This is a genomic window from Streptomyces canus (genome assembly GCF_001514145.1).
GTDB classification, from domain to species: Bacteria; Actinomycetota; Actinomycetes; order Streptomycetales; family Streptomycetaceae; genus Streptomyces; species Streptomyces canus.
In genome coordinates, this window is the sequence record NZ_KQ948659.1 from 523,068 (window position 1) to 548,280 (window position 25,213).

General features: G+C 70.2%; 25 protein-coding genes. 16 read left to right on the forward strand and 9 right to left on the reverse strand.

Going from position 1 to position 25,213, the window contains the following annotated elements:
* The first annotated feature begins 271 nt into the window (after nt 1-271).
* The 12 genes from solA to AQJ46_RS16050 all read left to right on the forward strand — a co-directional run bounded on the left by solA (nt 272) and on the right by AQJ46_RS16050 (nt 11,698).
* Entirely contained in the window at nt 272-1,426 is a 1,155-nt protein-coding gene (gene solA / locus AQJ46_RS15995; protein ID WP_059206207.1) for an N-methyl-L-tryptophan oxidase, read from the forward strand.
* Nucleotides 1,427-1,538: 112 nt separating this feature from the next.
* Nucleotides 1,539-2,219, forward strand: coding sequence for a haloacid dehalogenase type II (locus AQJ46_RS16000; RefSeq protein WP_059206208.1), 681 nt, complete (start codon nt 1,539-1,541; stop codon nt 2,217-2,219).
* A 98-nt stretch (nt 2,220-2,317) separates the two neighbouring features.
* Complete coding sequence (locus AQJ46_RS16005; protein WP_059206209.1) at nt 2,318-3,412, forward strand: ABC transporter substrate-binding protein; 1,095 nt, start codon at nt 2,318-2,320, stop codon at nt 3,410-3,412.
* Nucleotides 3,405-4,571: an ABC transporter ATP-binding protein gene (locus AQJ46_RS16010; protein WP_059206210.1), complete on the forward strand. Its 1,167-nt coding sequence runs from the start codon at nt 3,405-3,407 to the stop codon at nt 4,569-4,571. The genes AQJ46_RS16005 and AQJ46_RS16010 overlap by 8 nt, the downstream gene beginning before the upstream one ends.
* Before the next feature lie 39 nt (nt 4,572-4,610).
* Nucleotides 4,611-5,477: an ABC transporter permease gene (locus tag AQJ46_RS16015; protein ID WP_225887337.1), complete on the forward strand. Its 867-nt coding sequence runs from the start codon at nt 4,611-4,613 to the stop codon at nt 5,475-5,477.
* Entirely contained in the window at nt 5,474-6,313 is an 840-nt protein-coding gene (locus AQJ46_RS16020) for an ABC transporter permease (protein WP_225886204.1), read from the forward strand. Before AQJ46_RS16015 ends, AQJ46_RS16020 begins: the two co-directional genes overlap by 4 nt.
* Before the next feature lie 31 nt (nt 6,314-6,344).
* On the forward strand, nt 6,345-7,625 hold the full coding sequence (locus AQJ46_RS16025; RefSeq protein ID WP_059206211.1) for an NAD(P)/FAD-dependent oxidoreductase: 1,281 nt from the start codon (nt 6,345-6,347) through the stop codon (nt 7,623-7,625).
* Between the two features lie 42 nt (nt 7,626-7,667).
* Complete coding sequence (locus tag AQJ46_RS16030; protein WP_059206212.1) at nt 7,668-9,119, forward strand: NAD-dependent succinate-semialdehyde dehydrogenase; 1,452 nt, start codon at nt 7,668-7,670, stop codon at nt 9,117-9,119.
* A gap of 1 nt (nt 9,120) precedes the next feature.
* On the forward strand, nt 9,121-10,104 hold the full coding sequence (locus AQJ46_RS16035; RefSeq protein WP_059206213.1) for a D-2-hydroxyacid dehydrogenase: 984 nt from the start codon (nt 9,121-9,123) through the stop codon (nt 10,102-10,104).
* A 167-nt stretch (nt 10,105-10,271) separates the two neighbouring features.
* On the forward strand, nt 10,272-10,718 hold the full coding sequence (locus tag AQJ46_RS16040) for an ABC transporter permease family protein (RefSeq protein ID WP_225887338.1): 447 nt from the start codon (nt 10,272-10,274) through the stop codon (nt 10,716-10,718).
* Nucleotides 10,666-11,070, forward strand: coding sequence for an NUDIX hydrolase (locus AQJ46_RS16045; protein WP_059206215.1), 405 nt, complete (start codon nt 10,666-10,668; stop codon nt 11,068-11,070). Before AQJ46_RS16040 ends, AQJ46_RS16045 begins: the two co-directional genes overlap by 53 nt.
* 61 nt (nt 11,071-11,131) lie before the next feature.
* Nucleotides 11,132-11,698 (forward strand): TetR/AcrR family transcriptional regulator, encoded by a 567-nt coding sequence (locus tag AQJ46_RS16050; protein ID WP_059206216.1) that lies wholly within the window; start codon nt 11,132-11,134, stop codon nt 11,696-11,698.
* Between the two features lie 11 nt (nt 11,699-11,709).
* Here AQJ46_RS16050 and AQJ46_RS16055 read toward each other — a convergent pair whose 3' ends face one another.
* The 8 genes from AQJ46_RS16055 to AQJ46_RS16090 form a co-directional block, all read right to left on the reverse strand.
* Entirely contained in the window at nt 11,710-12,474 is a 765-nt protein-coding gene (locus AQJ46_RS16055; RefSeq protein ID WP_059206217.1) for a class I SAM-dependent methyltransferase, read from the reverse strand.
* Nucleotides 12,475-12,597: 123 nt separating this feature from the next.
* A complete protein-coding gene (locus tag AQJ46_RS16060; protein ID WP_059206218.1) occupies nt 12,598-13,833 on the reverse strand; it encodes a TerD family protein in 1,236 nt (411 codons plus the stop codon).
* Between the two features lie 73 nt (nt 13,834-13,906).
* The gene (locus tag AQJ46_RS16065) at nt 13,907-14,896 is read right to left on the reverse strand and encodes a zinc-dependent alcohol dehydrogenase family protein (protein ID WP_059206219.1); all 990 of its coding nucleotides are present in this window, start codon (nt 14,894-14,896) and stop codon (nt 13,907-13,909) included.
* On the reverse strand, nt 14,893-15,729 hold the full coding sequence (locus AQJ46_RS16070; RefSeq protein WP_057618296.1) for a carbohydrate ABC transporter permease: 837 nt from the start codon (nt 15,727-15,729) through the stop codon (nt 14,893-14,895). Before AQJ46_RS16070 ends, AQJ46_RS16065 begins: the two co-directional genes overlap by 4 nt.
* A complete protein-coding gene (locus AQJ46_RS16075) occupies nt 15,726-16,664 on the reverse strand; it encodes a carbohydrate ABC transporter permease (protein ID WP_059206220.1) in 939 nt (312 codons plus the stop codon). The genes AQJ46_RS16070 and AQJ46_RS16075 overlap by 4 nt, the downstream gene beginning before the upstream one ends.
* Nucleotides 16,661-18,034 (reverse strand): ABC transporter substrate-binding protein, encoded by a 1,374-nt coding sequence (locus AQJ46_RS16080; RefSeq protein ID WP_059206221.1) that lies wholly within the window; start codon nt 18,032-18,034, stop codon nt 16,661-16,663. The genes AQJ46_RS16075 and AQJ46_RS16080 overlap by 4 nt, the downstream gene beginning before the upstream one ends.
* Before the next feature lie 77 nt (nt 18,035-18,111).
* Entirely contained in the window at nt 18,112-18,879 is a 768-nt protein-coding gene (locus tag AQJ46_RS16085; RefSeq protein WP_059206222.1) for a DeoR/GlpR family DNA-binding transcription regulator, read from the reverse strand.
* A gap of 308 nt (nt 18,880-19,187) precedes the next feature.
* Complete coding sequence (locus tag AQJ46_RS16090) at nt 19,188-19,997, reverse strand: NAD-dependent epimerase/dehydratase family protein (protein ID WP_059206223.1); 810 nt, start codon at nt 19,995-19,997, stop codon at nt 19,188-19,190.
* A 174-nt stretch (nt 19,998-20,171) separates the two neighbouring features.
* Here AQJ46_RS16090 and AQJ46_RS16095 point away from each other — a divergent pair, with 174 nt between their 5' ends.
* Nucleotides 20,172-21,113 (forward strand): 5-dehydro-4-deoxyglucarate dehydratase, encoded by a 942-nt coding sequence (locus tag AQJ46_RS16095; RefSeq protein WP_059206224.1) that lies wholly within the window; start codon nt 20,172-20,174, stop codon nt 21,111-21,113.
* The gene (locus tag AQJ46_RS16100) at nt 21,110-22,270 is read left to right on the forward strand and encodes a hypothetical protein (protein WP_059206225.1); all 1,161 of its coding nucleotides are present in this window, start codon (nt 21,110-21,112) and stop codon (nt 22,268-22,270) included. The genes AQJ46_RS16095 and AQJ46_RS16100 overlap by 4 nt, the downstream gene beginning before the upstream one ends.
* Here AQJ46_RS16100 and AQJ46_RS16105 read toward each other — a convergent pair.
* Nucleotides 22,207-23,547 (reverse strand): MFS transporter, encoded by a 1,341-nt coding sequence (locus AQJ46_RS16105; protein WP_059206226.1) that lies wholly within the window; start codon nt 23,545-23,547, stop codon nt 22,207-22,209. The two genes, AQJ46_RS16100 and AQJ46_RS16105, sit on opposite strands and share 64 nt — an antisense overlap.
* Before the next feature lie 134 nt (nt 23,548-23,681).
* Here AQJ46_RS16105 and AQJ46_RS16110 point away from each other — a divergent pair, with 134 nt between their 5' ends.
* Nucleotides 23,682-24,266 carry a TIGR03086 family metal-binding protein gene (locus AQJ46_RS16110; RefSeq protein WP_059206227.1) on the forward strand — a complete coding sequence of 195 codons (585 nt, stop codon included), beginning with the start codon at nt 23,682-23,684 and terminating at the stop codon, nt 24,264-24,266.
* 74 nt (nt 24,267-24,340) lie between these two features.
* Nucleotides 24,341-25,096: an MBL fold metallo-hydrolase gene (locus tag AQJ46_RS16115; RefSeq protein ID WP_057618287.1), complete on the forward strand. Its 756-nt coding sequence runs from the start codon at nt 24,341-24,343 to the stop codon at nt 25,094-25,096.
* The last annotated feature ends 117 nt before the right edge of the window (nt 25,097-25,213 follow it).

Below are 25,213 nucleotides of genomic sequence, written 5' to 3' on the forward strand. Positions count from 1 at the left end.
GCTTTCATCCGAGGGGATCGGGGTCACCCTCGCACCGGCCACTCACCGTGACAAGAGGGGCCCGGCATTTTGTGCGGCCCGGCCGTCCGCAGTGACAGACCGTCTCGAGAAGGCCCCAAGGTGGAACACAGTGTGGGTTGACCTGCAGGTTCCCCCGGGCCGAAAGTGAACGCCATCCCCAGTGGGACCCGAACCGGAAGAGCCCCCACGATGTCCGCACCGTGCTGGGGCCCAATGCCACCCGGACCACACCATCGAAAGGAGCGACCTCATGCGCATCCCGAAGCGCGTCGCCGTGATCGGTGCCGGCAGCATGGGCAGCCAGGCCATGTGGCGACTGGCCGCCCGCGGAGCCGAGGTCATCGGCTACGACCGGTACGCGCCGGGTCACGACCGCGGTGCGGCCGGAGGCGAGACCCGCATCTTCCGAGCCGCACACCTCGGCGAACCCCGCTATATTCCGCTGCTGCGGCTCGCCGACCGGATGTGGGACCACCTCCAGGGCGAGACCGGATTCTCTCTGCGACGCCGCAGCGGATGCCTGGTGATGGGCGAAACCGCCTCGCCCTCCATGAGCCTCCTGCTCGCCGCCGGCTCCACCCACCGGCTGGATCACGAGGTACTGGACCGGGAGGAACTCGCCCGCCGCTACCCTCAACACCGCCTCCCGGACGGGCACACCGCCGTCCTCGACCGGATGGGTGCCGTCCTCAGGCCCGAGGCGTCGATCCAGGCCGCCGCCGCCCGTGCCGAGCAGCTGGGCGCCCGACTGCACCGCTACACCCCGGTGCGGGAGATCGCGCCCGCGGCAGGCGGTGGGGTGCACGTCGTCACCGACCAGGGCACGGATCACGTGGACACCGCGGTGGTCACCGTGGGCCCCTGGATCAACACCCTGCTCCCGGACCTGCCGCGGGCGGTCGACGTCCGCCGGCTGATCAGCTCCTGGCACCTCCCCACCCGCCACGACTGGTTCGCGGGCGGCGCCCCCGCCTTCGTACGCAGCACACCCCACGACTGCTACGGGCTGCCGTCGCCCGACGGCATGTCCGTCAAGCTGGGCCTCTCCTTCAAGTTGGGTCTCCACTCCGCGCGCCACCTGCCGGTGGCCGACCCCGAACGGCTCGAGCGGACGGTCCGCCCGGAGGAACTCGCCACCATGCGCGAGTTCATCAGCGAGCTGATGCCCGACCTGAACCCCGACCCCATCAGGATGTCGGCCTACATGGAGGGCTACACCGACTCCGGAAACCCGCTCGTCGGCCGCCTCCCCGGCGAGGACGACATCATCGTCATGGCCGGCTTCTCCGGCAGCGGCTTCAAACTGTCGCCCGCGATGGGCGAGATCGCCGCCGACCTCGCCCTGGACGGCACCACCGACCATCCCGTCGACTTCCTGGCACCGGCCGCGGCCGGCGCCGTCTGACTCGAAGTCACCTCGCCTCCCCCATGGGGAAGTCCGTCACAGGTGTGCCGGAAAAGTAGCGACAAATACCGAATCGCAGCCTGTTCCTGCAGTAAAGAACTGGAGTTCTTCCATGCCCATTCCGTCGTTTCAGTTCCGGCCGAAGTACGTCTCGTTCGACTGCTACGGCACGTTGATCGAGTGGCCCATGACCCCCATCACGCGTGAGCTCGTCGGCGGCCAGATCCCCGCCGAGCACTGGGACCAGTTCGTCCGGGAGTTCCGCGGCTACCGCTACGACCAGGTCCGCGGCGAGTACTACCCCTACGAGCAGGTGCTGCAGGACTCCTTCGAGAGGGTCTGCCGCAAGTGGGGTGTGAAGGCGGCGCCGGACGCGGGCAAGCGGTTCGCCGACGGCGTGCGCAGCTGGGGCCCGCACGCCGACGTGCCCGAGCCGCTGAAGAAGATGGGCGAGAACTACAAGCTGGTGATCTTCTCCAACGCTGAGGACTCTTTCCTGCAGGAGAGCGTGCCCCGGCTCGGGGCGGACTTCCACGCGGTCTTCACCGCGGAGCAGGCCGGCTACTACAAGCCCCGGTACGCCGCGTTCGAGTACATGCTCGACCAGCTCGACGCGTCCCCCGAGGACTTCGTGCACGTCTCCTCGCACACCCGCTACGACCTGATGCCGATGCACGACTTGGGCTTCCGCAACCTGATCCTCCTGGACCGGGGCTGCGACCCGGTCACCCACGGCTATGACTACGTGCCGGTGAAGTCCCTGGACGAGCTCAACACCATGCTCGGCATCTGAATCACGACGCACACCGTCCCGCACGGACAGTCCCGAAGGACCCCCTACCCCAGCGTTTTCCGTTCCCCCGAATCCAGACCCTCACCAGGAGGCGCCCGATGGAAGCCAACCGGATAGGCCGCAGAACCGTACTCCGTACCGCAGGCGCGCTGGCCGCCGCCACCGTGGTGACCGGCTGCGGCACCCTCATGGGCAGTAGCGAAAGCCGCGGCTCGGGCGGCTCCAAGAAGCGGCTCGTCGTCAGCAACAGTGGTGGCGCCTACAACGACGCTCTGACCGAGGCGATCTACGAGCCGTTCGCCAAGGAGACCGGCATCACGGTCACCACGGTCAACTACCAGTCGGCGCAGATCATCGCCCAGGTCAAGCAGGGCCGTCCGCAGGTCGACCTGATGGACAACACCCTGCTGAACTTCCAGAAGATGGCGAGGCTGGAGTGTCTGGAGCCGGTGGACCACGACCGGCTGAAGAGTGTCAAGGACGCCGGGATCGCGGAGCACAACCTGCCGGAGTACGCGGTCGGCAAGAACGTGTGGGCGAGCGTGATGGCCTACCGCACGGACAGCCTCAAGCGCGCCCCGAAGAGCTGGGCCGACTTCTGGAACACGCATTCCTTCAGCGGCCCCCGCTCGCTGCAGAGCGCGGAGGCCGACCTGCCGGAGCTGGAGTTCGCGCTGCTGGCCGACGGTGTGCCGCTGGACAAGCTGTACCCGCTGGATGTGGACCGGGCGTTCGCGTCGATGTCGCGGATCCGCGGCGATGTGAAGAAGTTCTGGAACACCGGCGCCCTGCCGGCCGTCCTGCTCGGCCGCAAGGAGGTCGTCGCGACCAGCCTGTGGGGCGGCCGCGCGGACGAGCTGATCAAGCAGGGTCAGCCGGTCGCCTACCAGTGGAACGGCGCCCGCAGGATGACCAACGGCTGGGGCATCCCGAAGGGCGCGGACAACACAGACGCGGCCTACCAGCTGATCGACTTCTCGCTGCGTCCCGAGGTGCAGGCGGCGTTCGCCAAGCTCAGTCCCACCGGCGGCCCGGTCGTCCCGGCGGCAACCAAGCTGCTCCCGGTGGACGTCCTGGCCACGCTGCCGACCTCGCCGCAGAACCTCAAGATCGGGTTCGACGCGGATGCCGCCTGGTGGGACAAGAACCGTGACGCCGTCACCAAGCGCTGGCAGGAGTGGGCCGATGCCTGAGCGGACCCGGAGTCTGACCGCCGCAAAGCTGTCCGCCGACGACCTCGCCGCCGCCCTGGCCCCGCGCTCCTCCTCACCGACGGGCAAGTCGTTGTCGGTGACGGGGCTGTCCAAGTCCTACGGCGGGACGACGGTGGTCGACGGCGTGGACATGGAGATCGCGGCGGGTGAGTTCGTCACCTTCCTCGGCTCGTCCGGTTCCGGCAAGACGACCACGCTGATGATGCTGGCCGGGTTCACCGAGCCCGACTCCGGCAGCATCACCGTCGACGGCCGGGACATCACCGAACTCAACCCGGGCAAGCGGGACTTCGGCTTCGTCTTCCAGCAGTACCTCCTCTTCCCGCACATGACCGTCGCCGAGAACGTCGCCTTCCCCCTGCAGCTGCGAGGGGTGGACAAGGCGGAGATCCGCCGCCGGGTGGGGGAGACGCTGGAGGCGGCGGGCCTGTCGAAGTTCGCCGGCCGCAAGCCCCGTGAGCTCTCCGGTGGTCAGCAGCAGAGGGTCGCCCTGTGCCGGGTCCTGGTCTACCGTCCGCCGATCGTGCTGATGGACGAACCCCTGGGTGCCCTGGACAAGAGGCTCCGCGACCAGATGCAGACCGAGATCAAGTCCATCCAGCGTGAACTCGGACTGACCGTCATCTATGTGACGCACGATCAGGAGGAGGCGCTGGTCCTGTCGGACCGGATCGCCATCATGAAGGACGGCCGCATCGAGCAGTTCGACACCCCCCGCGGCCTGTTCGAACGCCCCCGCACCCCGTTCGTCGCCGACTTCCTGGGCGCCGCCAACTTCCTCACCGGCAAGGCGGAGGACGGCGGGGGCGACGACTGCACCCGCGTGCGCCTCGACACCGGCGGCGTGCTCACGGCCCGCGCCCACCCCTGCGTGCCCGGACAGAGCGTGCGAGCCGCGGTGCGGCCGGGCAAGCTGCGCCTGGTCGGTGCCGAGGAGGGCTGTTGTTCCGGCACGGTCGAGACCGCCGTCTACGTCGGCTCGCTGACCCGGATCACCGTCCGCCTGGACGGTGCCGCTCCGGGGACGCAGCCGCTGCGGATCGAGACCGCCGCCGTCCCGCCGCGTCCCGGCGAGCGGGTGTGTGTCACCGCCGACCGGGACGACGTCAGCGTCTTCGACGCGACGGACGGGGGGTGAGCCGTGGCCGGCACCACTCTCGCACCCGGCAAGGTGCGTGTGAGAACGTCCGCGATGCGCGGGCACCGCTCCCGACTCGCCCTGGTCAACGCCGTCCCCGTCACGGTGTTCCTGCTGGTGCTGTTCGTGTACCCGATCATCGGCGTGCTCTCGCTGAGCCTCAAGGGCGACAGCGGCGGATTCACCCTGCACTGGTACGCCGACGCCCTCAGCGGCGTGAACCTGTCCGTGCTCCTCTCCACCCTGCGGATCTCCGCCGAGACCGCGGTGCTCAGTCTTCTGGTGGGTTTCGTCCTGGCGCACGCCATCGCCCGGATGCGGCCCGTCTTCGCCGCGCTGGCCATGCTGATCGTGGTGGTGCCGCACTTCATCAGTGCCCTGGTGCGCACCTACGGGTGGATCATCATGCTCGGTGACCACGGCCTGATCAACACGCTGTTGACTTCCCTGCACGTGCCGGGGGCCCCGTTCCCGCTGCTCTACAACGAGACCGGTGTGGTCATCGGCACCACGTCGGTGATGCTGCCCTACACGGTCCTGGTCCTGCAGGGCGTGATGCGCGGTGTCGACGGCCGGCTCCTGGCCGCGGCGGCAGGCTTCGGCGCGAGCCGGTTGACGATCTTCCGAAGGATCTACCTGCCGCTGGTCGCGCCCGGTATCGGCACCGCAGGGCTGCTCAGTTTCATCCTGTGCCTGGGTTACTACATCACCCCGGCCCTGATGGGCGGCGACAAGCAGACCGTCGTCGCCGCGCTCATCGACCAGCAGGTGATGAAGCAGGACCAGTGGAACTCCGCCGCCGCCTTCGGCGTGATCCTGCTCCTGCTCACCTTCGCCGGACTGGGCGTGCTCGGACTGGCCAAGCTCCGCCGCAAGAAGGCGGCCGCACGAAGGAGCAGCTCATGATGGAACTGCCCGCCACCCGGGCCGGACACATCGGCCGCGCCCTGAGCGCCACCGCGATCCTGCTGTTCCTGGCGATGCCCATCGTCATCATCCTGGTCACCTCCTTCGGCGCCGACGGCATCGGCACCTTCCCGCCGAAGGAGTACAGCACCCACTGGTACGAGCAGATGGCCGCGCCCGGCGGCAACTGGGCCACCTCCATCGCCCTGTCCAGCCTCATCGCCTCCCTCACCACCGTGTTCTCCCTCATCCTGGGGGCCACCGCAGCCACCGCCCTGGCCCGCGGCCGACTACCCCTGCACACGGCGGTCTACGGGCTGGTCCTGGCTCCGCTGCTCATCCCCCAAGTGGTCATCGCGCTCGGCCTGTTCCTGTTCTTCGAACCGGCCGGCATGCTCGGCAGCCCCCTGGCCATCGCTCTCGGCCACACCGTGCTCGCCGCGCCCATCGCGATCCTCATCATGATCTCCACGCTGAGAGGCATCGACGAACGGCTCGAAGACGCCGCCGCCAGCATGGGCGCCAACCGGATGACCATCGCCCGGCGCATCACCTTCCCCCTGGCCACCCCCGGGTTGATCGCCGCCGCGGTGTTCTCGTTCATCACCAGCTTCGACGAGTTCTTCATCGCCCAGTTCATGTCGACCCCCGACACCCGCACCCTGCCGGTCCTGGTCTTCAACGCCCTGCAGTTCGACGTCGACCCGACCGTCACCGCCGTCAGCGCCGTCCTCATCGCCCTGGCCGTCCTGGCCCTCGCCCTGGTCGCCCTCGTCCGCAGACTCGGCGGCCACCGCGACGGCCGGCACGCCCTTCCCGTCGAACCGCTCACCTGAGCCACTTCGAACTCCCCGCAGAGGACCCGAAATGAAGACGATCCCGTACTGGACAGAGACCGCCGGTCCGTTTCCCGACCGCTCGGGCAAGCCCCTCTCCGAGGACACCGACCTGGTGGTCGTCGGCGCCGGCCTGACGGGTCTGTCCACCGCCCTCCACTCCGCCCGCAAGGGCGCCCGCGTCACCCTCGTCGAGAAGGGCCAGATCGGCTCCGGTGCCTCCGCGCGCAACGGCGGCATGGCGAACCTGGGCTTCACGATCGGCGTGGGCCAGGCCATCGGCCGGTACGGACTGGAGCGGGCCCGCGAGATCTACAACTCCTACGGCGAGGCCGTGGACACCGTCGAGCGGCTCGTGAAAGAGGAGTCCATCGACTGCCAGTTCCGCCGTGTCGGACGCCTGGGCGTCGCGTCCCGCCCCGCGCACTTCGAGAACAAGAAGGCCCAACAGCGCGACCTGGCCAAGCACTTCGGACACGAGACCACTCTGGTCAGCAGGTCCGAGCTGCGGTCCGAGATCGGATCCGACGCCTACCACGGCGGCCTGCTCGACCCGTTCAGCGCCGCACTGCACGTCGGCCGCTTCGTGCGCGGCATGGCCGAGGCGTGCGAGCGCACCGGTGTCGAGATCCACGAGCGCAACGCGGCCATCGGCGTGCGCCGAACCGCCGCGGGCCGGTTCGAGGTCAGCACCGAGCGCGGTGTGATCCGCGCCGGGCAGGTCATGATGGCCACCGACGCCTACACCGACAAGAACTTCCCGTGGCTGCGCCGCCGGCAGGTCTGCCTGGGCAGCTTCATCATCGTGACCGAGCCGCTCGGCGAGGACCTCGCCCGGGACATCATCCCCAAGGCCCGCCTCATCGTCGACTCCAACCAGGTCTGCCACTACTTCCGGCTCACCCCGGACAACCGGCTGCTGTTCGGCGGCCGCGCCCGCTTCGCGCCCTCCGACCCCACCTCGGACAAGAAGAGCGGGGCCGTCCTGTTCCGTGAGATGTGCGAGATCTTCCCCCAACTCGCCCGCACGAAGGTCGAGTACGTGTGGGGCGGCTCCGTCGGATTCGCGAGGGACCGCATCGTCCACGCCGGGCAGACCGAGGACGGCGTCCACTACTCCATGGGATACGCGGGCCACGGCGTGCAGATGGCCACGCACATGGGGCAGGTCATGGCCGAGGTGATGGACGGCCACCCCGAGGCCAGCCCGGTCCGTGACCTGGCCCCGCCCCGCATCCCCCTCTACAACGGCACCGCCTGGTTCCTGCCCTTCGCGGGCGCCTACTACAAGACGCTGGACCGCATCCGCTGACCGGTCGGCAGCCCCTCACCACACACCAAGGAGATACCCACGATGACTGTCGTCCGTGATGTTCCCAAGCAGCTGTTCATCGGCGGTGGCTGGCAGGACGCCGAGTCCGGCCGGACCCTGTCCGTCGACAACCCGGCCACCGGCGAGGAGCTGTGCCAGGTCGCCGACGCCTCTCCCGCGGACGGCCGGCGTGCCGTCGAGGCGGCGGTCGCCGCGCAGGCCGCCTGGGCCGCCACTCCGCCCCGGGTGCGCAGCGAGATCCTGCGCCGCGCCTACGACATCATCATCGCGCGCACCGAGGACCTCGCGCTGCTGATGACCCTGGAGATGGGCAAGCCCCTGGCCGAGGCGCGCGCCGAAGTCGCCTACGGCGCGGAGTTCTTCCGCTGGTTCTCCGAGGAGGCCGTCCGTATCGACGGCGGGCTGACCACCGCCCCCGACGGCAGGAACCGCCTGCTGGCCACCCGCCAGCCGGTCGGCCCCTGCCTGCTCATCACCCCCTGGAACTTCCCCCTGGCGATGGGCACCCGCAAGATCGGCCCCGCCATCGCCGCCGGCTGCACCATCGTCCTCAAACCCGCCCCCCAGACCCCCCTGACCAGCCTCGCCCTGGCGGAGATCCTCACCGAAGCGGGTCTGCCGGCCGGTGTGCTCAACATCGTCACCACCACCGACGCCGCCGGCGTCGTCGAACCCCTGCTGCGCGGCGGGAAGATCCGCAAGCTCTCCTTCACCGGCTCCACCCAGGTCGGCCGGATCCTGCTGGCCCAGTGCGCCGACACCGTCATCCGCACCTCGATGGAACTGGGCGGCAACGCCCCCCTCATCGTCTTCGGCGACGCCGACCTCGACGTCGCCGTCGAAGGCACCTTGGTCGCCAAGATGCGCAACATGGGCGAGTCCTGCTGCGCCGCCAACCGCATCTACGTCCACACCTCCGTCGCCGACGAGTTCGCCACCCGCCTCTCCGCCCGCATGGCAGCCCTGACGGTCGGCGACGGCACCGAACCCGGCACCGACGTCGGCCCCCTCATCGACAACGCCGGCCGCAGCAAGGCCCACGACCTGGTGCGGGACGCCGTCAAGCGCGGCGCCACCGTCCTGACCGGTGGTGAACTCCCCGAAGGGCCGGGCTGCTTCTACCCGCCCACCGTCCTCACCGGCATCGCCCCCGACTCCGCGATCATCGACACCGAGATCTTCGGCCCGGTCGCCGCGATCCGCACCTTCGACACCGAGGACGAGGCCGTCACCGCCGCCAACGACACCGAATTCGGCCTGGCCGCCTACCTGTTCACCCAGAACCTCGACCGCGCCCTGCGCGTCGCCGAACGCCTCGAAAGCGGCATGATCGGCCTCAACACCGGCCTGGTCTCCAACCCCGCCGCGCCCTTCGGCGGCGTCAAGCAGTCAGGCCTGGGCCGCGAAGGCGGACGCGTCGGCATCGACGAGTTCCTGGAGTACAAGTACGTAGCCGTCCCCGTCGGAGCCTGACATGCCCGAGCGACTCGTCGTCCTCTACCGCGGCAACCGGCCCCCCGCCACCGCACTCATCGAACGTCTCGCGGACACCGTCTACGCCACCGAGGAGGAACTGCCCTACCTCCTCCCCGGTGCCGACGCCCTCCTGGCCTGGGTCACCATCACCCCGGCCATCCGCGAGGCCTGGCCCGACAACCCGGACAAGGCACCCCGCTGGGTCCACGCGGCCTCAGCGGGCGTGGACTCCTTCCTGTTCCCCGCCCTGGTGGACGATCCGGGCGTTGTCCTGACCAACGCCCGCGGGGTCTACGACCAGCCGACCGCCGAGTACGTCCTCGGCCTGATCCTCGCCCTCGCCAAGGACTTCCCCGGCACCTGGGAGCACCAGCGGCGCCGCGAGTGGCGTCCGCGCCCCAGTGACGGCATCACCGGACGCACCGTGCTGGTCTGGGGGACGGGTCCGATCGGCCGGGCCATCGCCCGGCTGCTGCGCGCCGTCGGGATGCGGGTGTCCGGCGCGGGCCGCAAGGCCCGCACCGACGACCCCGACTTCGGCACGGTCCACGGTGCGTCGACCCTGCGCTCCGCCCTGACGGAAGCGGACTACGTCGTCCTGGCCGCACCCCTCACTCAGGGCACCCGGGGCATGGTCGACGCCCCCGTGCTCGCCGCCATGAAGCCGGGGGCACGGCTGATCAACGTAGGCCGGGGCGGACTCGTCGACGAGGAGGCGCTGGTCGACCACCTGGCCGCCGGGCGGCTCGGCGGCGCAGCCCTCGACGTGTTCGCCCAGGAACCGCTGCCTGCCGAATCGCCCCTGTGGGACATGCCCGGCGTGATGATCTCCCCGCACACGGCGGGCGAGACCACCAGCGAGCGGGAGGCGCTCGTCGAGGTGTTCCTCGACAACCTCACCCGGCACCTCGAGGGCCGACCGCTGCGCAACGTGGTGGACAAGCGGCGCGGATACGTGGTCGACGAGACGCACCCCGCCTGAGGGCGGCACTGTCGGCAGCAAATCACCGGCACTCAACACATCGCGCCCGCCCACGTCTTGACTCCTGTTTTCAGCCACCCCCAATACTCGTCGGCAACGTTCACGTGAACGTTCAGGGGAGCTTGACATCGTTGTCCAACCCTGTCCCGGAAAGCGAGTGCGCGCCCATGCCACACCGAACGATGTCCCGCAGGCGCCTGCTCGGTGCCTCTCTCGGCGGGGCGGGCACGCTGAAAGCGCTGATCATCCCGGGGGCGGCCAACGCGTTCGGCATCTTCTGGATGCGTCAGTACGCCCAGAACTCGCTGCCGGACGAACTCCTCGACGCCGGCCGGATCGACGGCGCCGGCTTCTTCCGGCTCTACGCGCAGGTCGCGCTGCCGCTGTTCCGGCCCGCCAATCTCAAGATCGCCTACAACACCGACTACGCGGTGGTGATGGCCGGCGCGCTGATGAGCGTCCTGCCGCTGATCGTCGTCTTCCTGATCGGCGCACGGCACTTTCTGCGGGATCTGGCGGCGGGGCGACGAAGAGGTGAACGTGGGTGGGTAGGGTCCCGGGATGGGGAAGAGCGAGGGCGTTCCGGAGAAGGTGGCCTGGGTTCTGGTGCGTGACGGGCGGGTGCTGGTGACACGCAGCCGCGGTGTGGATGTCTTCTACTTCCCGGGCGGGAAGCGGGAGCCGGGTGAGTCCGACGCCGAGACCTTGGCACGCGAGATCGCTGAGGAACTCCGGTCCCGGGTGGACACGGCCACGATGGTGCACGTCGGCACCTTCGAGACGCGAAGGGACGACGGACGCACCCAGTTCCGGATGATCTGTTACACCGCCGAGTACGTCGGCCCGCTGGTTGCCTCGAGCGAGATCGAAGAGTCGGACTGGTTCGGCTACGGCGATCGTGCGCGGGTCTCGGCCGTGGACCAGTTGGTGTTCGACGCGCTGCACGCCTCCGGTCAACTGCTCTGAGGGGACTGGACAGGGTTCGGTACCCTGCGGAGAGAGTCTCCGGTTCGCGAGGGGTATCGGGATGACGCAGGTCAGGTCCATGCGCGCGGACGCTCGGCGCAACTACGAGCGGTTGCTGAAGGTGGCGGCGGAGGCCTTCGCCGAGCATGGGGAGGGTGCGTCGCTGGACGACATCGCCAAGCGGGCCGGTGTGGGGTCCGGGACGCTGTACCGGCATTTCCCGACGCGGCAGGCCCTGCTCGAGGCGGCGTACGTGGACCGTGTCGAGGGGTTCGCGCGCCGGGCCGACGAACTCGCGGAGGAGTTGCCGCCGGGGGAGGCGCTGGCGGAGTGGCTGTACGAGCTGTGCGTCGGCACGATTCAGGTGCGCGGGCTGAAGACGCTGCTGGGGTCGGCGGTGGCGGACGGCAGCGATGCGGTGCTCACGGTGTGCGGGACGCATGTGCGGGGGGCGGCTACGCGGCTGGTGGAGGCGGCGCGGGCGGAGGGGACGCTGCGGGCGGATGTCGAGCCGATCGAGTTGCTTCGGCTGGCACACGGGGTCGTCGGTGCGGCGGAGCTGGCGGACGGCGGGGACGAGTCCATCCGGCGGTACCTGTCCCTGCTCACGGAGGGGCTGCGGGCATAGCCGGTGGTGGGTCAGCCTGCCAGCCGCGCTTTCCAGATCTCCTCGCTGGGCCATTGCCGGGCCCAGTCGGCGGGAACGTCCTCATAGTCCGTGTGGGCAGACCGGGGCGCTTGAATCTCCATCAGGTCTTCGACGACGAAGCCGCAGGACCGAAGCAGACGGAGCATCTCACCGTGCGGCAGGACGAACTCCACGTGTGATCCCCGGTGCAGCCGTGTCAGGCCGAACTGCCCGCGGGTCAGGGTCGTGGATGGCGGTCCCTCGGCCGGCACGCACAGTGCGAACAGTGGTGAGTAGCGCATGAAGACCAGCCGGCCGCCGGGAACGAGGAGCCGGGCCGCCTCCGGGATCCACCGGTAGGGGTCGCACCACAACGAGGCGCCGTACTCGCTGATCGCCAAGTCGAAGGTGTCGTCCTCGTAGGGCACCTTCTCGGCATTGCCCAGGACAAGGGGGAAGTCGATGCCGAACTCCGCCTGCATCGCTTGAGCGGTGGCGAGCTGCTTCTCCGAGACGTCGATCCCGACCGGGTGGGCGCCCGCTCTGGCGAGCCAGGCGGAAACGTAGGCGGTACCGCAGCCCAGCTCGATGGCGCGCATCCCGTCGATGCCGTCGGGAAGCACGGAGGCCTGCGACTCGGGGGTGGCCCACAGTCCCCAGGACGGTTCCGTCTGCGCCCAGTGATCGCGGGCGAGCGGCCCGTGCCACGCAGCCGCCTCGTCATCCCAAAACCGTCGGTTCTGCTCCAGATGGTCCGCAGGGCCGTCATGAGTCATGGAGGCATTCGATCGAAGATGCCGGCGCTGCGGCAACGGAATTACCAGGAGACGCGGCGGCGGTGGGGGCTGATCCGCGCAGGCCCCCACCACTCACCGCCTGGCCACGCACCGCATCGTGCACTAGAGCGCCTGGGCCGCCGGCTTCACCATCCCCCTCACCGTGCGGGACTTCACGAAGTCGCCGATCGCCGTCATCTCCCACTCGCCGGAGAACTGCTTGATCAGCTTGGCCATCATCACGCCCGTCTGCGCCTCGGCGTTCGTGAGGTCGAAGCGGACCAGTTCCTCTCCGCTCGCGGCGTCGATGAGACGGCAGTACGCCTTGGCGACCTCCGTGAACTTCTGGCCGGAGAAGGAGTTGACCGTGAAGACGAGGCCGGTGACCTCCTGGGGGAGCCGGCCGAGGTCGACGACGATCACCTCGTCGTCACCGCCGCCCTCACCCGTGAGGTTGTCACCGGAGTGCTTGATCGCGCCGCCGACGATGGACAGCTTGCCGAAGTAGCAGCTGTCGATGTGGTTGCGCTGCGGCCCGTAGGCGATGACGGACGCGTCGAGGTCGATGTCCTTGCCGCGGTACGCGGGCTCCCAGCCGAGGCCCATCTTGACCTGGGAGAGCAGCGGACGCCCGCCCTTGACCAGGGACACCGTCTGGTTCTTCTGGAGGCTGACCCGGCCCTTGTCGAGGTTGATCTTCCCGGCGCCGGGAACGGGTGGGGCGGGGGGAGCGGCGGGCGCCGACGCGGCGAGCCGCGGGTCCATGGCCGGGGCCGGCGGGGCCACCGGGGTCTGCACGGTCGGCGCGGGCGGCGGAGTCACCGGCTGCGGCGGGGCCACAGGGGCCGCGGCGGGCGTCGGCGCGGGCTCCTCCACCGTCACGCCGAAGTCCGTCGCGATCCCGGCCAGCCCGTTGGCGTACCCCTGCCCCACCGCCCGGGCCTTCCAGGCGCCGTTGCGCAGGTAGACCTCCACGATTACCAGCGCAGTCTCGGTGCCGAGCTGCGGCGGCGTGAACGTGGCCAGCACGCTGTCGTCGTCCGCGTTGCGGATCGTGGCCGTCGGCTCGATGCCCTGGAAGGTCTGGCCCGCGGCGTCCGGGCTGGCGGTGACGACGATCTTCTCGATGCCGGGCGGTACGGCCGACGTGTCGACGGTGATCGCGTCGGGGGCCGTACCGCCGCCCGAGCGGTACGTCACCCCCGGGCCGGAGGGCTGGTTGTAGAAGATGAAGTCGTCGTCGGAGCGCACCTTGCCGTCGGCGGTGAGCAGCAGGCCCGATACGTCGAGCCGCACGGGCGCGGCGACGTCCACCGTCACGCGGGCGGCGGACAGGGGGATGTTCGAGCCGGGGGTCATAGCTGTCATGCCCCGTGAACGATCGGGCTCACTTTGCCGTTCCCTTACCCGACGGCCAAATGGCCGAGCGGGGCTACGGCACCACGACGATCTTCCGGCCCACCCCCGCCGCGAACTGCTCCAACGCCTCCGGATACCGGTCAAGGGGCAGCCGGTCGCTGATGAAGATCTCCGGGTCCAGGACACCGGTCGCGAAGAGTTCCGCCGCGCGTTCGAAGCTGTGCAGGACGGCCATGGAGCCGGTGATGGTGATCTCCTGGTTGTAGATGCGGTACGGGTCGATCGTCACCCGCGTCGCATAGTCGGCCACCCCGAACTGGAGGAAGGTGCCTGCCTTGGCCACCCGCTCCAGGCCGTCCTGGATCGCTGCCGCGTTGCCCGTCGCGTCGACCACGAGGTCCCAGCCCTGCGGACGGTCCAGCTCGTCCGGGTTCGCGGCGGACGCCGAGACGCCGAGCCGACGGGCCGTCTCCAGGCGGGTCGGGTTCACGTCCACCATGTCCACGCTCGCCGCGCCGGTCCGCTTGGCCAGCTCCAGCATCATCAGGCCCATCGTCCCCGAGCCGTAGATCAGGACATGGGCGCCCAGGCGGGACTGCAGGACGTCGTACCCCCGGACCGCACAGGACAACGGCTCCACCAGCGCCGCGTCCTGGGTACGGACGTGTTCGGGCAGCCGTACGCAATTGGCCACCGGCGCGACCGCGTACTGCGCCGCGCCACCCGCCGTCGTGACGCCGATCGCGGCCCAGCGTTCGCAGAGGTTGTTGTGGCCCGTACGGCAGTACCGGCACTCGTAGCAGTACAGGGACGGGTCCACGGCCACCCGGTCGCCGGCCGCGAGCTCGGTGACCTGGGTGCCGACGCCGACCACCTGGCCGGCGAACTCGTGGCCCGGCACGATCGGCAGCTTGGGGGCGAACTCGCCCTGGAGGATGTGCAGGTCGGTGCCGCACAGGCCGCACGCGGCGACCTCGACGACGACCTCGCGCGGGCCCGGCGTCGGGTCCGGGACCTCGGCGACGACGGCACGGCCCACGGACTCGATGACGGCGGCCTTCATTTCACGGCTCCCAGCGACAGGCCCTGGACCAGTTTGTCCTGGGCGGCGAACCCCGCGGCGAGTACCGGCAGGGAGATGACGAGCGACGCGGCGCACACCTTGGCCAGGAACAGGCCCTGGCTGGTGATGAAGCCGGTCAGGAAGACGGGGGCGGTCTCGGCCACCACGCCGGTCAGCACCCTCGCGAACAGCAGTTCGTTCCAGCTGAAGATGAAGCAGATCAGGGCCGTCGCCGCGATGCCGGGCAGGGCGATCGGGGCCACCACGCGCGCGAGGATCGTGGGAAGACGGGCGCCGTCCACGCGCGCGGCCTCGATCACGGCCACCGGGACCTCGGCGAGGAAGGACTGCATCATCCAGACGGCGATCGGCAGGTTCATCGACGTGTAGAGGATGACCAGCAGCCAGATGTTGTCGAGCATGTCGGTGTTCTTCGCGAACAGGTAGATGGGGAGCAGGCCCGCCACCACCGGGAGCATCTTCGTCGACAGGAAGAAGAACAGGACGTCCGTCCACTTCTTCACCGGGCGGATCGACAGCGCGTACGCCGCCGGGAGGGCCAGAAGCAGGACGAAGAGCGTCGAGGCCAGCGAGGCGACCGTCGAGTTGATCAGCGCGGGCCAGGGGCTCGCGCCGCCGCCCGTGCCGAAGAACTCGCGGTAGCCGTCCAGGGTGAGGGCGGCGCCGAAGGAGGGCGGGTTGGTGGCCGCGTCCGTCTCCGAGTGGAAGGACGTCAGGGCCATCCACGCGATCGGCAGGAAGAAGACGATTCCCAGCAGCCAGGCCACCAGACCCAGGCCAAGTCCCTTGCGTTTCACGGCGATCGTGCTCATGCCCGGCCCACCTCCTCACGGAACAGGGACGACACCACGCGCAGGGCGAAGGTCGCGATGATGATGGAGCCGATGACGACCAGGACGCCGGCGGCCGAGGCGAGGCCGTTCTCGTGGGCCTGGTAGAAGCTCTGGTAGACGGTGTAGGGGAGGTTGGCGGTCCCGAGGCCGCCAGAGGTGATCGTGAAGACCGCGTCGAAGTTCTGGACGATGTAGATCGAGCCCAGCAGGGCCCCCAGCTCCAGATACCTGCGCAGATGCGGGAGGGTCAGATAGCGGAAGATCTGCCAGTCGCTCGCGCCGTCCACCCGCGCGGCCTCCATCTGCTGCTGGTCGCGGCTCTGCAGGCCGGCCAGCAGGATGAGCATCATGAACGGGGTCCACTGCCAGACCAGCGAGGCCTCGACGGCGAGCAGCGGGGTGTTGGAGATCCAGTCCGGCTGTGGTCCGCCCACGTAGTGCAACAACCCATTGAGCAGGCCGTATTCGGGGTTGTAGAGCACATGTTTCCAGAGCAGCGCGGCTGCCACCGGGACCACCAGGAAGGGCGCGATCAGCAGGGTGCGGACCACACCCCGACCCTTGAAGCGACGGTCCAGGAGCAGGGCCAGGAGCAGTCCGAGGACGAGGCTGACCAGGACCACCGTCACCGTCAGCAGGACCGTCGTCCACACGGAGTGGCGCAGGTCCGCGTCGGTGAGGACGTCCTTGTAGTTGTCGACGCCGGTGAAGTGACGGGCCTTGGGATAGAGGGAGTTCCAGTCGAAGAACGAGATCACCACCGTGGCCACGAACGGCAGCTGGGTGACCACGATCATGAAGATCAGGGCGGGGAGCAGCGGGGCGCGGGTGGCCCAGGCGCGGAGGCGGGCCTTCGACGGGTCCGCGGTGCGTACGGTCTCAGTGGCCGGCGGGGCCATGGTTGTCGCGGTCATCGTCCCTCGTACTCCTCGGAGATCTTCTCGGCGAGCTGCTGGGACTTCTGCAGGGCCGACTCGACGGACTGGCGTCCGGCGATGGCCGCGCTGATCTCCTGGGAGACCCTGGTGCCGAGATCGGTGAACTCGGGGATGCCGACGAACTGGATGCCGGGCGCGGGGCGCGGCTGCACCCCCGGGTCGTTCGGCCGGGCCTGCTCGATGGCCTCCTTGGTCATCTCCTGGAAGGCGGCGGCCTCTTTGACGTAGGCGGGGTTGGTGTACGTCGACGCGCGCTTGCCGGCCGGCACGTTGGACCAGCCGATCTGGTCGCCGACCAGCTGCTCGTACTGCTTGCTTGAGGCCCAGGAGACGAACTTCCAGGCCTTGTCGGGGTTGCGTGAGGCGTCCTGGATGCCCCAGGCCCAGGTGTAGAGCCAGCCGGAGGACTTCGTCTCCTCGACGGGGGCGGGGGCGTACCCCACCTTGCCCTTGACCGGGGAGCCCTTCGCCTCCAGGGAACCCGCCGCGGAGGTGGCGTCGTACCACATGGCGACCTTGCCCTGGGTCATGTTGTTGAGGCACTCGGCGAAGCCGGACTGGGCGGCGCCGGACTCGCCGTGGTCGCGGACCAGGCCGACATAGAACTTCACCGCCTTCTCGAACTCGGGGGAGTCGAGGCGGGCCTTCCAGCCCTTGTCGAACCAGGTGCCGCCGAAGGTGTTCACGACCGTGGTGAGCGGGGCCATCACCTCGCCCCAGCCGGGCAGGCCGCGCAGACAGATGCCCTTCATGCCGGACTCGGCGCCGTCCACCTTCGCGGCCAGGTCGGCCACCTGGGTCCAGGTGGGACGGGCCGGCATCGTCAGTCCCTTCTGCTCGAAGACGTCCTTGCGGTACATCAGGAAGGACGACTCGCCGTAGAAGGGCTGACCGTAGAGCTTGCCGTCGTCGCCGGTCAGCGACTGGCGCATGGGCGCGAGGACGTCCCTCTCGTCGTACGACGGGTCCCTGGCGACGTACGAGTTCATCTCGTGCAGCCAGCCGTTGCGGGCGTAGATCGGGATCTCGTAGTTGGACAGGGTCGCGACGTCGTACTGGCCGGCCTGGTTGGCGAAGTCCTGGCTGATCTTGTCGCGGACGTCGTTCTCGGGCAGGACGGTGAAGTTGACCTTGATCCCGGTCTCCTTGGTGAAGTGGGCCTTGGTCAGCTTCTGCAGCTCGGTCATCTGGGGGTTGTTGACCATCAGGACGTTGATGGCGTCGCCGCCCGACCCCGCCCCGCCGGCTCCGGCCCAGCAGCCGGAGAGCAGCGGGGCGAGCAGCGTCCCTGCGGCGGCCATGGCGAGCGTGGCTCGCGGAGGCCGTCGTCGGCTCTGGGTTCGCATGGATCGCTCCTGGACATAGAGGGGCATATAGGGCACTGCGTGGCGCAGAAGGCCCACTGGTCGCGGCAGTTCGGTCTTCAGACCCGGATGACCTGGGGTCCCAGCAGTGAGTACCGATGGGCCTCGGACGAGGGCAGCAGGGTGCTCGTCACGATCGCCTCCAGTGCGCCGATCTCCGCGAAGCGGCAGAAGCTGACCGCGCCGAACTTGGTGTGCACGCCCGCGAACACCGTGCGGCGCGCGGCCCGGATCGCCTGGGCCTTGACCTCACTGACCGCGGGGTCGGGGGTGGTGAGGCCGTGTTCGCGGGAGATGCCGTTGGCGCCGATGAAGGCCAGGTCGAGGACGAAGCCGGCCAGCATCTTGGTCGTCCAGTGGTCGACGGTCGCCAGGGTGCCGGGGCGCACCCGGCCGCCGAGCAGCAGGACGGAGGTGTTCTCGGCCTCGGCGAGGGCCCCCGCGACCGGCAGGGACGCGGTGACCACGGTCAGCGGCCGGTCCCTGGGCAGTGCCTCGGCGATGAGCTGCGGGGTGAAGCCCTCGTCGACGAAGACGGTCTCGGCGTCCCCGAGCAGCTCGGCCGCGGCGGACGCGACCCGGCGCTTCTCGGGCACATGGCTGGTGGCCCGGAACGCGAGCGTGGTCTCGAACCCGGCGCTCTCCACGGGATAGGCCCCGCCGTGCGTGCGGCGCACCAGTCCGTGGTCCTCCAGGGCGCGGAGGTCTCGGCGCACGGTTTCCTTGGCCACGCCGAGTTGGGTGGCGAGGGTGTTGACGTCGACGGCGCCTGCGGTGCGGGCGGTCCGGACGATCTCCCGCTGGCGTTCTTCCGCGGTTCTGGTCATTCGGTCACCTGCCCTCCCTGTCGTGCTGCCCGTTCGGGCCGTATGCAGGAAGTTGTACAGCGGGTGTGGGGTGGTGACCAGGTCTGTTGCGGGAGAGATCCTGTCCGTGTGTGCCCGTTCGGGCGGGCCGGGCCTACGAACTCGGGTGGGACGGTTGTGTGGCGGCTGCGGGTCCGATGTGGCTGGTCGCGCGGTTCCCCGCGCCCCTGGTGGTGCGCCGGCGCGCCACCATCAAGAGCCGATGCCCGTGCCCGGATATGGCTGCGGGCGGGCCCGTTCGGTGCCCGCCCGGCCGTCCCGTGGGTGTGTCAGTACGGCCAGATCGGCGGGTCCGTCACGAACTGGCCGCCGAGGTAGGCGTGCCCCTCGTTGCCGTCCTGGAGCTCGCCCTGCTCGGCGATCAGCTTCTCCGCGTACGGCTCGGAGTCGTCCTGCGGGTCGTAGCCGAGCGCCCGCGCGGTGGTGAGGTCCCACCACAGGCGGGTGTTGGCGGAGGAGCCGTAGACCACGCTGTGGCCGACCTGCTCGGCGGTGAGGGCCGCGTGGAAGAGGCGGGCGCCGTCGGCCGGGCTCATCCACAGCGAGAGCATGCGCACGCTGGTCGGCTCGGGGAAGCAGGAGCCGATGCGCACGGAGACGGTCTCCAGGCCGTGCTTGTCCCAGTAGAACTGCGCGAGGTCCTCACCGAAGGACTTGGACAGGCCGTAGAAGGTGTCCGGGCGGCGCGGGGTGTCGATCGGGATGAGCGGGTCGGCGCCCTGGGGGCGGGGGGTGTAGCCGACGGCGTGGTTGGAGGAGGCGAAGACGATCCGTCCGACGCCCTCCGCGTGAGCGGCCTCGTACAGGTTATAGGTGCCCTCGATGTTCGCCTTGAGGATCTTCTCGAAGGGGGCTTCCAGGGAGATGCCCGCGAGGTGGATGATCGCGTCGACACCTCGTACGGCTTCGCGCACCGCGTCCTTGTCGGCGAGGTCGGCGACGAGCGCGTCCGGCTCGCCCTCGATGGGCCGCAGATCGAGCAGGCGCAGGTCGTAGCCGTAGGCCGGGAGCAGATCCCGCATCAGGGTGCCGAGCCCGCCGGCGGCACCGGTGAGCAGGACGGTACGGGGAGCGGGCATCCTCGGGTCTCCTTGGGGCGACGGCCGTATGAGTGCACGGTATTCACATTCGTGGACAAGCTAAGGATCATTGCGCTACTCCGTCAAGGGTGGCGCGACCCATGTTCATAAATATAAACTTCGATCAGAATCCCGCACGCGTTTCTTCTCGTCCACTCGTTCTAGGGAGAGCCTGTGACGTCTGCCGACCTCGTCCACCGACTCGGCATCCCCAGCGGGCCGCTGTTCTTCCCGGTCACGGCGTACGGCGCCGACGGCTCCGTCGATCTCGACACCTACCGCGCGCATGTGCGCCAGGGGGTGGCGGCGGGGGCCGCGGCCGTGTTCGCGTGCTGCGGCACCGGGGAGTTCCACGCGCTCACGCCCGAGGAGTTCGAGGCGTGCGTCCGCGCGGCCGTCGAGGAGACGGCGGGGCGGGTGCCGGTGGTGGCGGGCGCCGGATACGGCACCGCGCTCGCCGTACGGTACGCGCGGCTCGCCGAGGCGGCCGGGGCCGACGGTCTGCTCGCCATGCCGCCGTATCTCGTCGTCGCCGGGCAGGAGGGGCTGCTGCGGCACTACCGGGAGGTGGCCGCCGCGACCGCGCTCCCGGTGATCGTCTACCAGCGCGACAACGCCGTCTTCACCCCGGAGACCGTCGTCGAACTGGCCCGTACCGAGGGGATCATCGGCCTCAAGGACGGCCTCGGCGACCTCGACCTGATGCAGCGGATCGTCAGCGCGGTGCGCACCGAGGTACCCGGCGACTTCCTCTACTTCAACGGACTGCCGACCGCCGAACAGACGCAGCTCGCGTACCTCGCCATCGGCGTCCCCCTGTACTCCTCGGCCGTCTTCTGCTTCGCCCCCGAGATCGCCCTCGCCTTCCACCGCGCGCTCATCGACGGCGACCGGGCCACCGCCGACCGCCTCCTCGACGGCTTCTACCGCCCCTTCGTCGAACTACGCGCGCGTGGCCGCGGATACGCGGTCTCCCTGGTGAAGGCCGGGGTCCGGATGCGGGGCCTCGACGTGGGGGAGGTCCGCCCGCCGCTGCACGAGCCGGGCGAGGATCATGTGAAGCAGCTCGCGGAGATCATCGAGCGCGGGTACGCGCTCCTGGAGGAGGCACAGTGAAGGCGTCGACGTTCGTCTACCCCTGGGACGTCAACGGGGACCCGGAGGCCGCGACCCGTATCGCCGGGCTCGGCGTACAGCAGGCGACCCTCGCCGCCGCCTACCACTCGACGCGCGCCCTGACCCCCCGCCACCCGCGCCACCGCATCGTCACCGCCGAGCACGCGTCCGTGCTGTACCCGACGGACGCACGCTGGGAAGGGCGTGCACTGCGTCCGTACGCGGCCGGCGACTGGGCCCCCGGCGACGCCTTCGGCGAGGCGGCCGCGCAGCTCTCCGAGGCGGGCCTCGAGGTGCACACCTGGGTCGTCCTCGCGCACAACTCCCGCCTGGGCGCCGAACATCCGGACACCTCGGTCGTCAACGCCTACGGCGACCGCTACCCGTGGGCCCCGTGCATCGCACAGCCCGCCACGCGCGCGTACCTGACCGACCTCGCCGTCGAGGCGGCGCTGCGCCCGGGCGCGGCCGGCACCGAACTGGAGTCCCTCGGCTGGTACGGCCTCCAGCACCTGCACGCCCACGACAAGACCGGCGGGGTGCAGCTCGGCGACGCCGGGATGTACCTCATGGCGCTCTGCTTCTGCGGGACGTGCCGCGAGGGGTACGGCGAGCAGGGGCTGGACGCCGACTCGCTGGCCGCCGCCGTGCGGGCCGCCCTGGAGCCGCTGTGGCAGGGCGCGCCGGACGACGGGGGCTGGGCCGGGGTCGAGAAGCTGCTCGGCGCCGGTACGGCGGCGGCCACGCGCGCGTGGCGTGACGAAACCGCCCGTACGCTCCAGGAGACGGCGGTCCGTGCCGTCCGCGCGGCCGCTCCCGAGGGCTTCCAGATCCTGCTGCACGCCGACCCCGTGACGTACCACGTCGGTGCCAACCCGGGTGTCGACCCGGAGCACATCCTGTCCGTCGCGGACGGTGTCGTCGTGCCCTGCGCGGGCGGACCGGACCTGCTCACGCCATTCTCGCGGGCCCGCGAGGACGCGGTGATCGCCGCCAACTTCCCCGTCGTCTCGCAGATGGGCGGCAGCCCGGGCACGCTCGCGGCGGACGTGGCGCGGGCACGGGAGCTGGGCGCGACCGAGATGCGGCTGTATCACGCGGGGTTGGCGTCGGACGGCGACCTGGACGCGATCCGTGAGGCACTGGCCGGCCGCTGAAACAACGGCACCGCCGTGGCCGGCCAGGCCACGCCCAGGAGGGCCGACAGGGGCCGCTGGTCGACCAGTTCGACCAGGGTCGCGCCGGCCGCGAGGCCGAGCACGTTCGGGGTGTACACCAGCGTGTGCGCCGTGGCGACGGCACGGCCCCGGAGCGCGTCCGGTGTCTCGCGCTGTACGGCGGTGAGCGCGGCGATCAGCACACAGGGGAGACCCGCGCCGATGGCCGCGCTGCATGCCAGGGCCAGCGGATCGGACGGGATCGCCCGCAGGCCGGCGGCGACGGCGGTCAGGGCGATGCCGTACGCGGCGAACCGGCGCTCGCCCAGCCGGCGCAGAGCGGGCCCGGAGACCAGCCCCACCGCCACGGAACCGGCGCCCTGGGCGGCGTACAGCGCACCGGCGTACGCCGGTGAGTGGCCGAGCCCGTCGATCACGGCGTAGATCAGCGCACCGTTGAGCCCGGCGAAGAGCATGGTGGTGCCTCCGGCCAGGACCAGGGGACGGAGTATGGGGTGAGCCCATATGTGGCGGGGTCCGGCGCCGACGGGGGTGCGCCTGGACGGCGTGCGGCGGTCGGTGGAGGTCGGGCTGAGACCGGGGGTGGTGCGTCGCCCGGGTGCCTCCGCCGCGGTCGCCGCTCGCCCGGGCGGCTCGTCCCTGGTCCCAGCGCTCGTCGGCGGCGCGAGGGGATCCGGTCGGCTCTCGCGGACCCGCAGCCGGGCGTACAACAGCGCGGCCAACACGAACGTGATCGCGTCCAGGAGCGCCACGCCCGGTCCGCCCTGGACCGCGTAGAGCCCTGCTCCCGCCAGCGGCGCCACCAGTTTCATGCCCTCCGTGACCGCCATCCGCAGCCCGTTGAAGCCGCCGAGCAGCGACGGGGCGACGGCGCCGGCGACCAGGGCCGACTCCGCCGCGTCATGGACGACGCCGGCGGCGCCGTACACGAAAAGGACCGTGAGGAGGAGCCACACCCGGTCGGGGCCGTCGACGGCGAAGAGGACCGGGAGCAGAGCCGCCAACAGGAGGCTGCCGCCGATCAGCAAGGGTTGGCGGGGGACCCGGTCGGCCAGCGCGCCGAGCAGCGGGCCCGCCAGGGTCGGTGCCCACATCGCGAGCATGCACAGCGCGGCCAGGCCGTCCGAGCCGGTGAGGTCCTTGACCCAGACGCCGGACGCCAGCCACAGGGCCGAGGTGCCGAAGCCCGAGACGGTCACCGCGGTGAGAAAGAGCCTGGCGTTGCGGTCGTGGAACACCGCCCATGTCTTCGTCATGCCTGGTCATCGTGGGCCTAAGGCCCCGGGGTCGGGATGGGGCAGGTGCCCTGGATCCCTGGACGTGCGAGCGATGAGTTCTCGGGGCGGGGGCGGTCTACCCCCTACGACACCGTGAACGCGAGGAGTACCGCATGACCGTCCCGCCCCTGGACCTCGGATCACAGACACGCGTCATCGCCCTTCTGGCCGAGGCCGTCACCGATGATCAGCTGGGGAACACCACGCCGTGTCCGAAGTACGCGGTGCACAACCTGCTCGGCCACCTGCTCCACCTCTCCGCGGCCTTCCGTGACGCCGCCCGCAAGGACCTCGGCCCCACGACCGACACCCCGCCGACCGACTCCGTCCCGGACATCGGCCCCGGCCGGCGCGAGGAACTCCCCAAGGTCCTCGACGAACTCGCCGAGGCCTGGCGCGACCCGGCCGCCTGGACCGGAATGACCCGCGCGGGCGGCGTCGACCTGCCCGGAGAGATCGCCGCCGCCGTCGTCATCGACGAACTCGTCGTCCACGGCTGGGATCTGGCCCGCGCCACCGGCCAGGCGTACGACCCGGACCCCGCCGCGCTCCAGGCCACGTACGACTTCCTCCAGGCCTCCGCGGAGGATCCGAGCCGGGATGCCATCTTCGGCCCGATCGTCCCCGTACCCCAGGACGCGTCGTTGCTGGACCGGGCGATCGGGCTCAGCGGGCGGAACCCGGGCTGGACGCCGTAGACACCGGTACGCCCCTGCCGTAGAGGAACGGAAACCGGCGGCGGGCGGCAGGCCCGGACCGTACGCTCCCCACCATGCCGCCCCTCAGCCTCACCGTCCTCGGCACCGCCTCCCCGCACCCGGCGCCGGGCCGCCCCTGCTCCGGCTATCTGCTGCGCGGCGGGGGCGCCGAGGTGTGGGTGGACGCCGGGCCCGGCACCTTCGCGGAGTTGCAGCGGCACACGGATCCCTCCCGGCTGACGGCCATCTGGATCTCTCATCTGCACGCCGACCACAGCGCGGATCTGCTGTCCGCCGTCTACGCCTTCGCGTACGGCGGACTCACCCCGCCCGCCCCGATCCCGGTCTACGCGCCGCCCGGCTGCGCCCATCGGCTCGCCGGGTTCTTCGGGCGGTCCGACATCCGGTTCCTCGAGGGCATCCTCGCCTTCCATCCCCTGTACGACGGCCACGCCGTCCGGCACTGGAACCTCCGGCTCGCCGCGCGGGCCGTCGCGCACGACGCCGAGGCGTACGGGCTGCGCGCCGAGTGCGCCGGACGCGTCTTCGCGTACTCCGGGGACAGCGGGCCCTGCGCCGCCCTCGTCGAACTCGCCGCGGAATCGGACGTGTTCCTGTGCGAGGCGGACATCGACCGTCATCGCGAAGGCGAACAGGTCCATCTGACACCCGAGGACGCCGGCGACATCGCCCGCAAGGCCGGGGTGCGCGAACTGATCGTCACGCACGTCGGACCCACGCTCACCAGGGAGGCGGCCACCGCACGCGCGGCCGTCGCCTTCGCCGGGCGCGCCAGTACGGCCTTCGAGGGCGCCACCCGGCTCGTCTGACCCTCGTCTTCACCGCAACTTCAACTTCCTTTGCCAGAAGCATTGACGAAACATCGCGCCCCTCCCTACCTTCAACGCGTCGTACTTCGTACGTCATATATGAGACGCGATACGCGA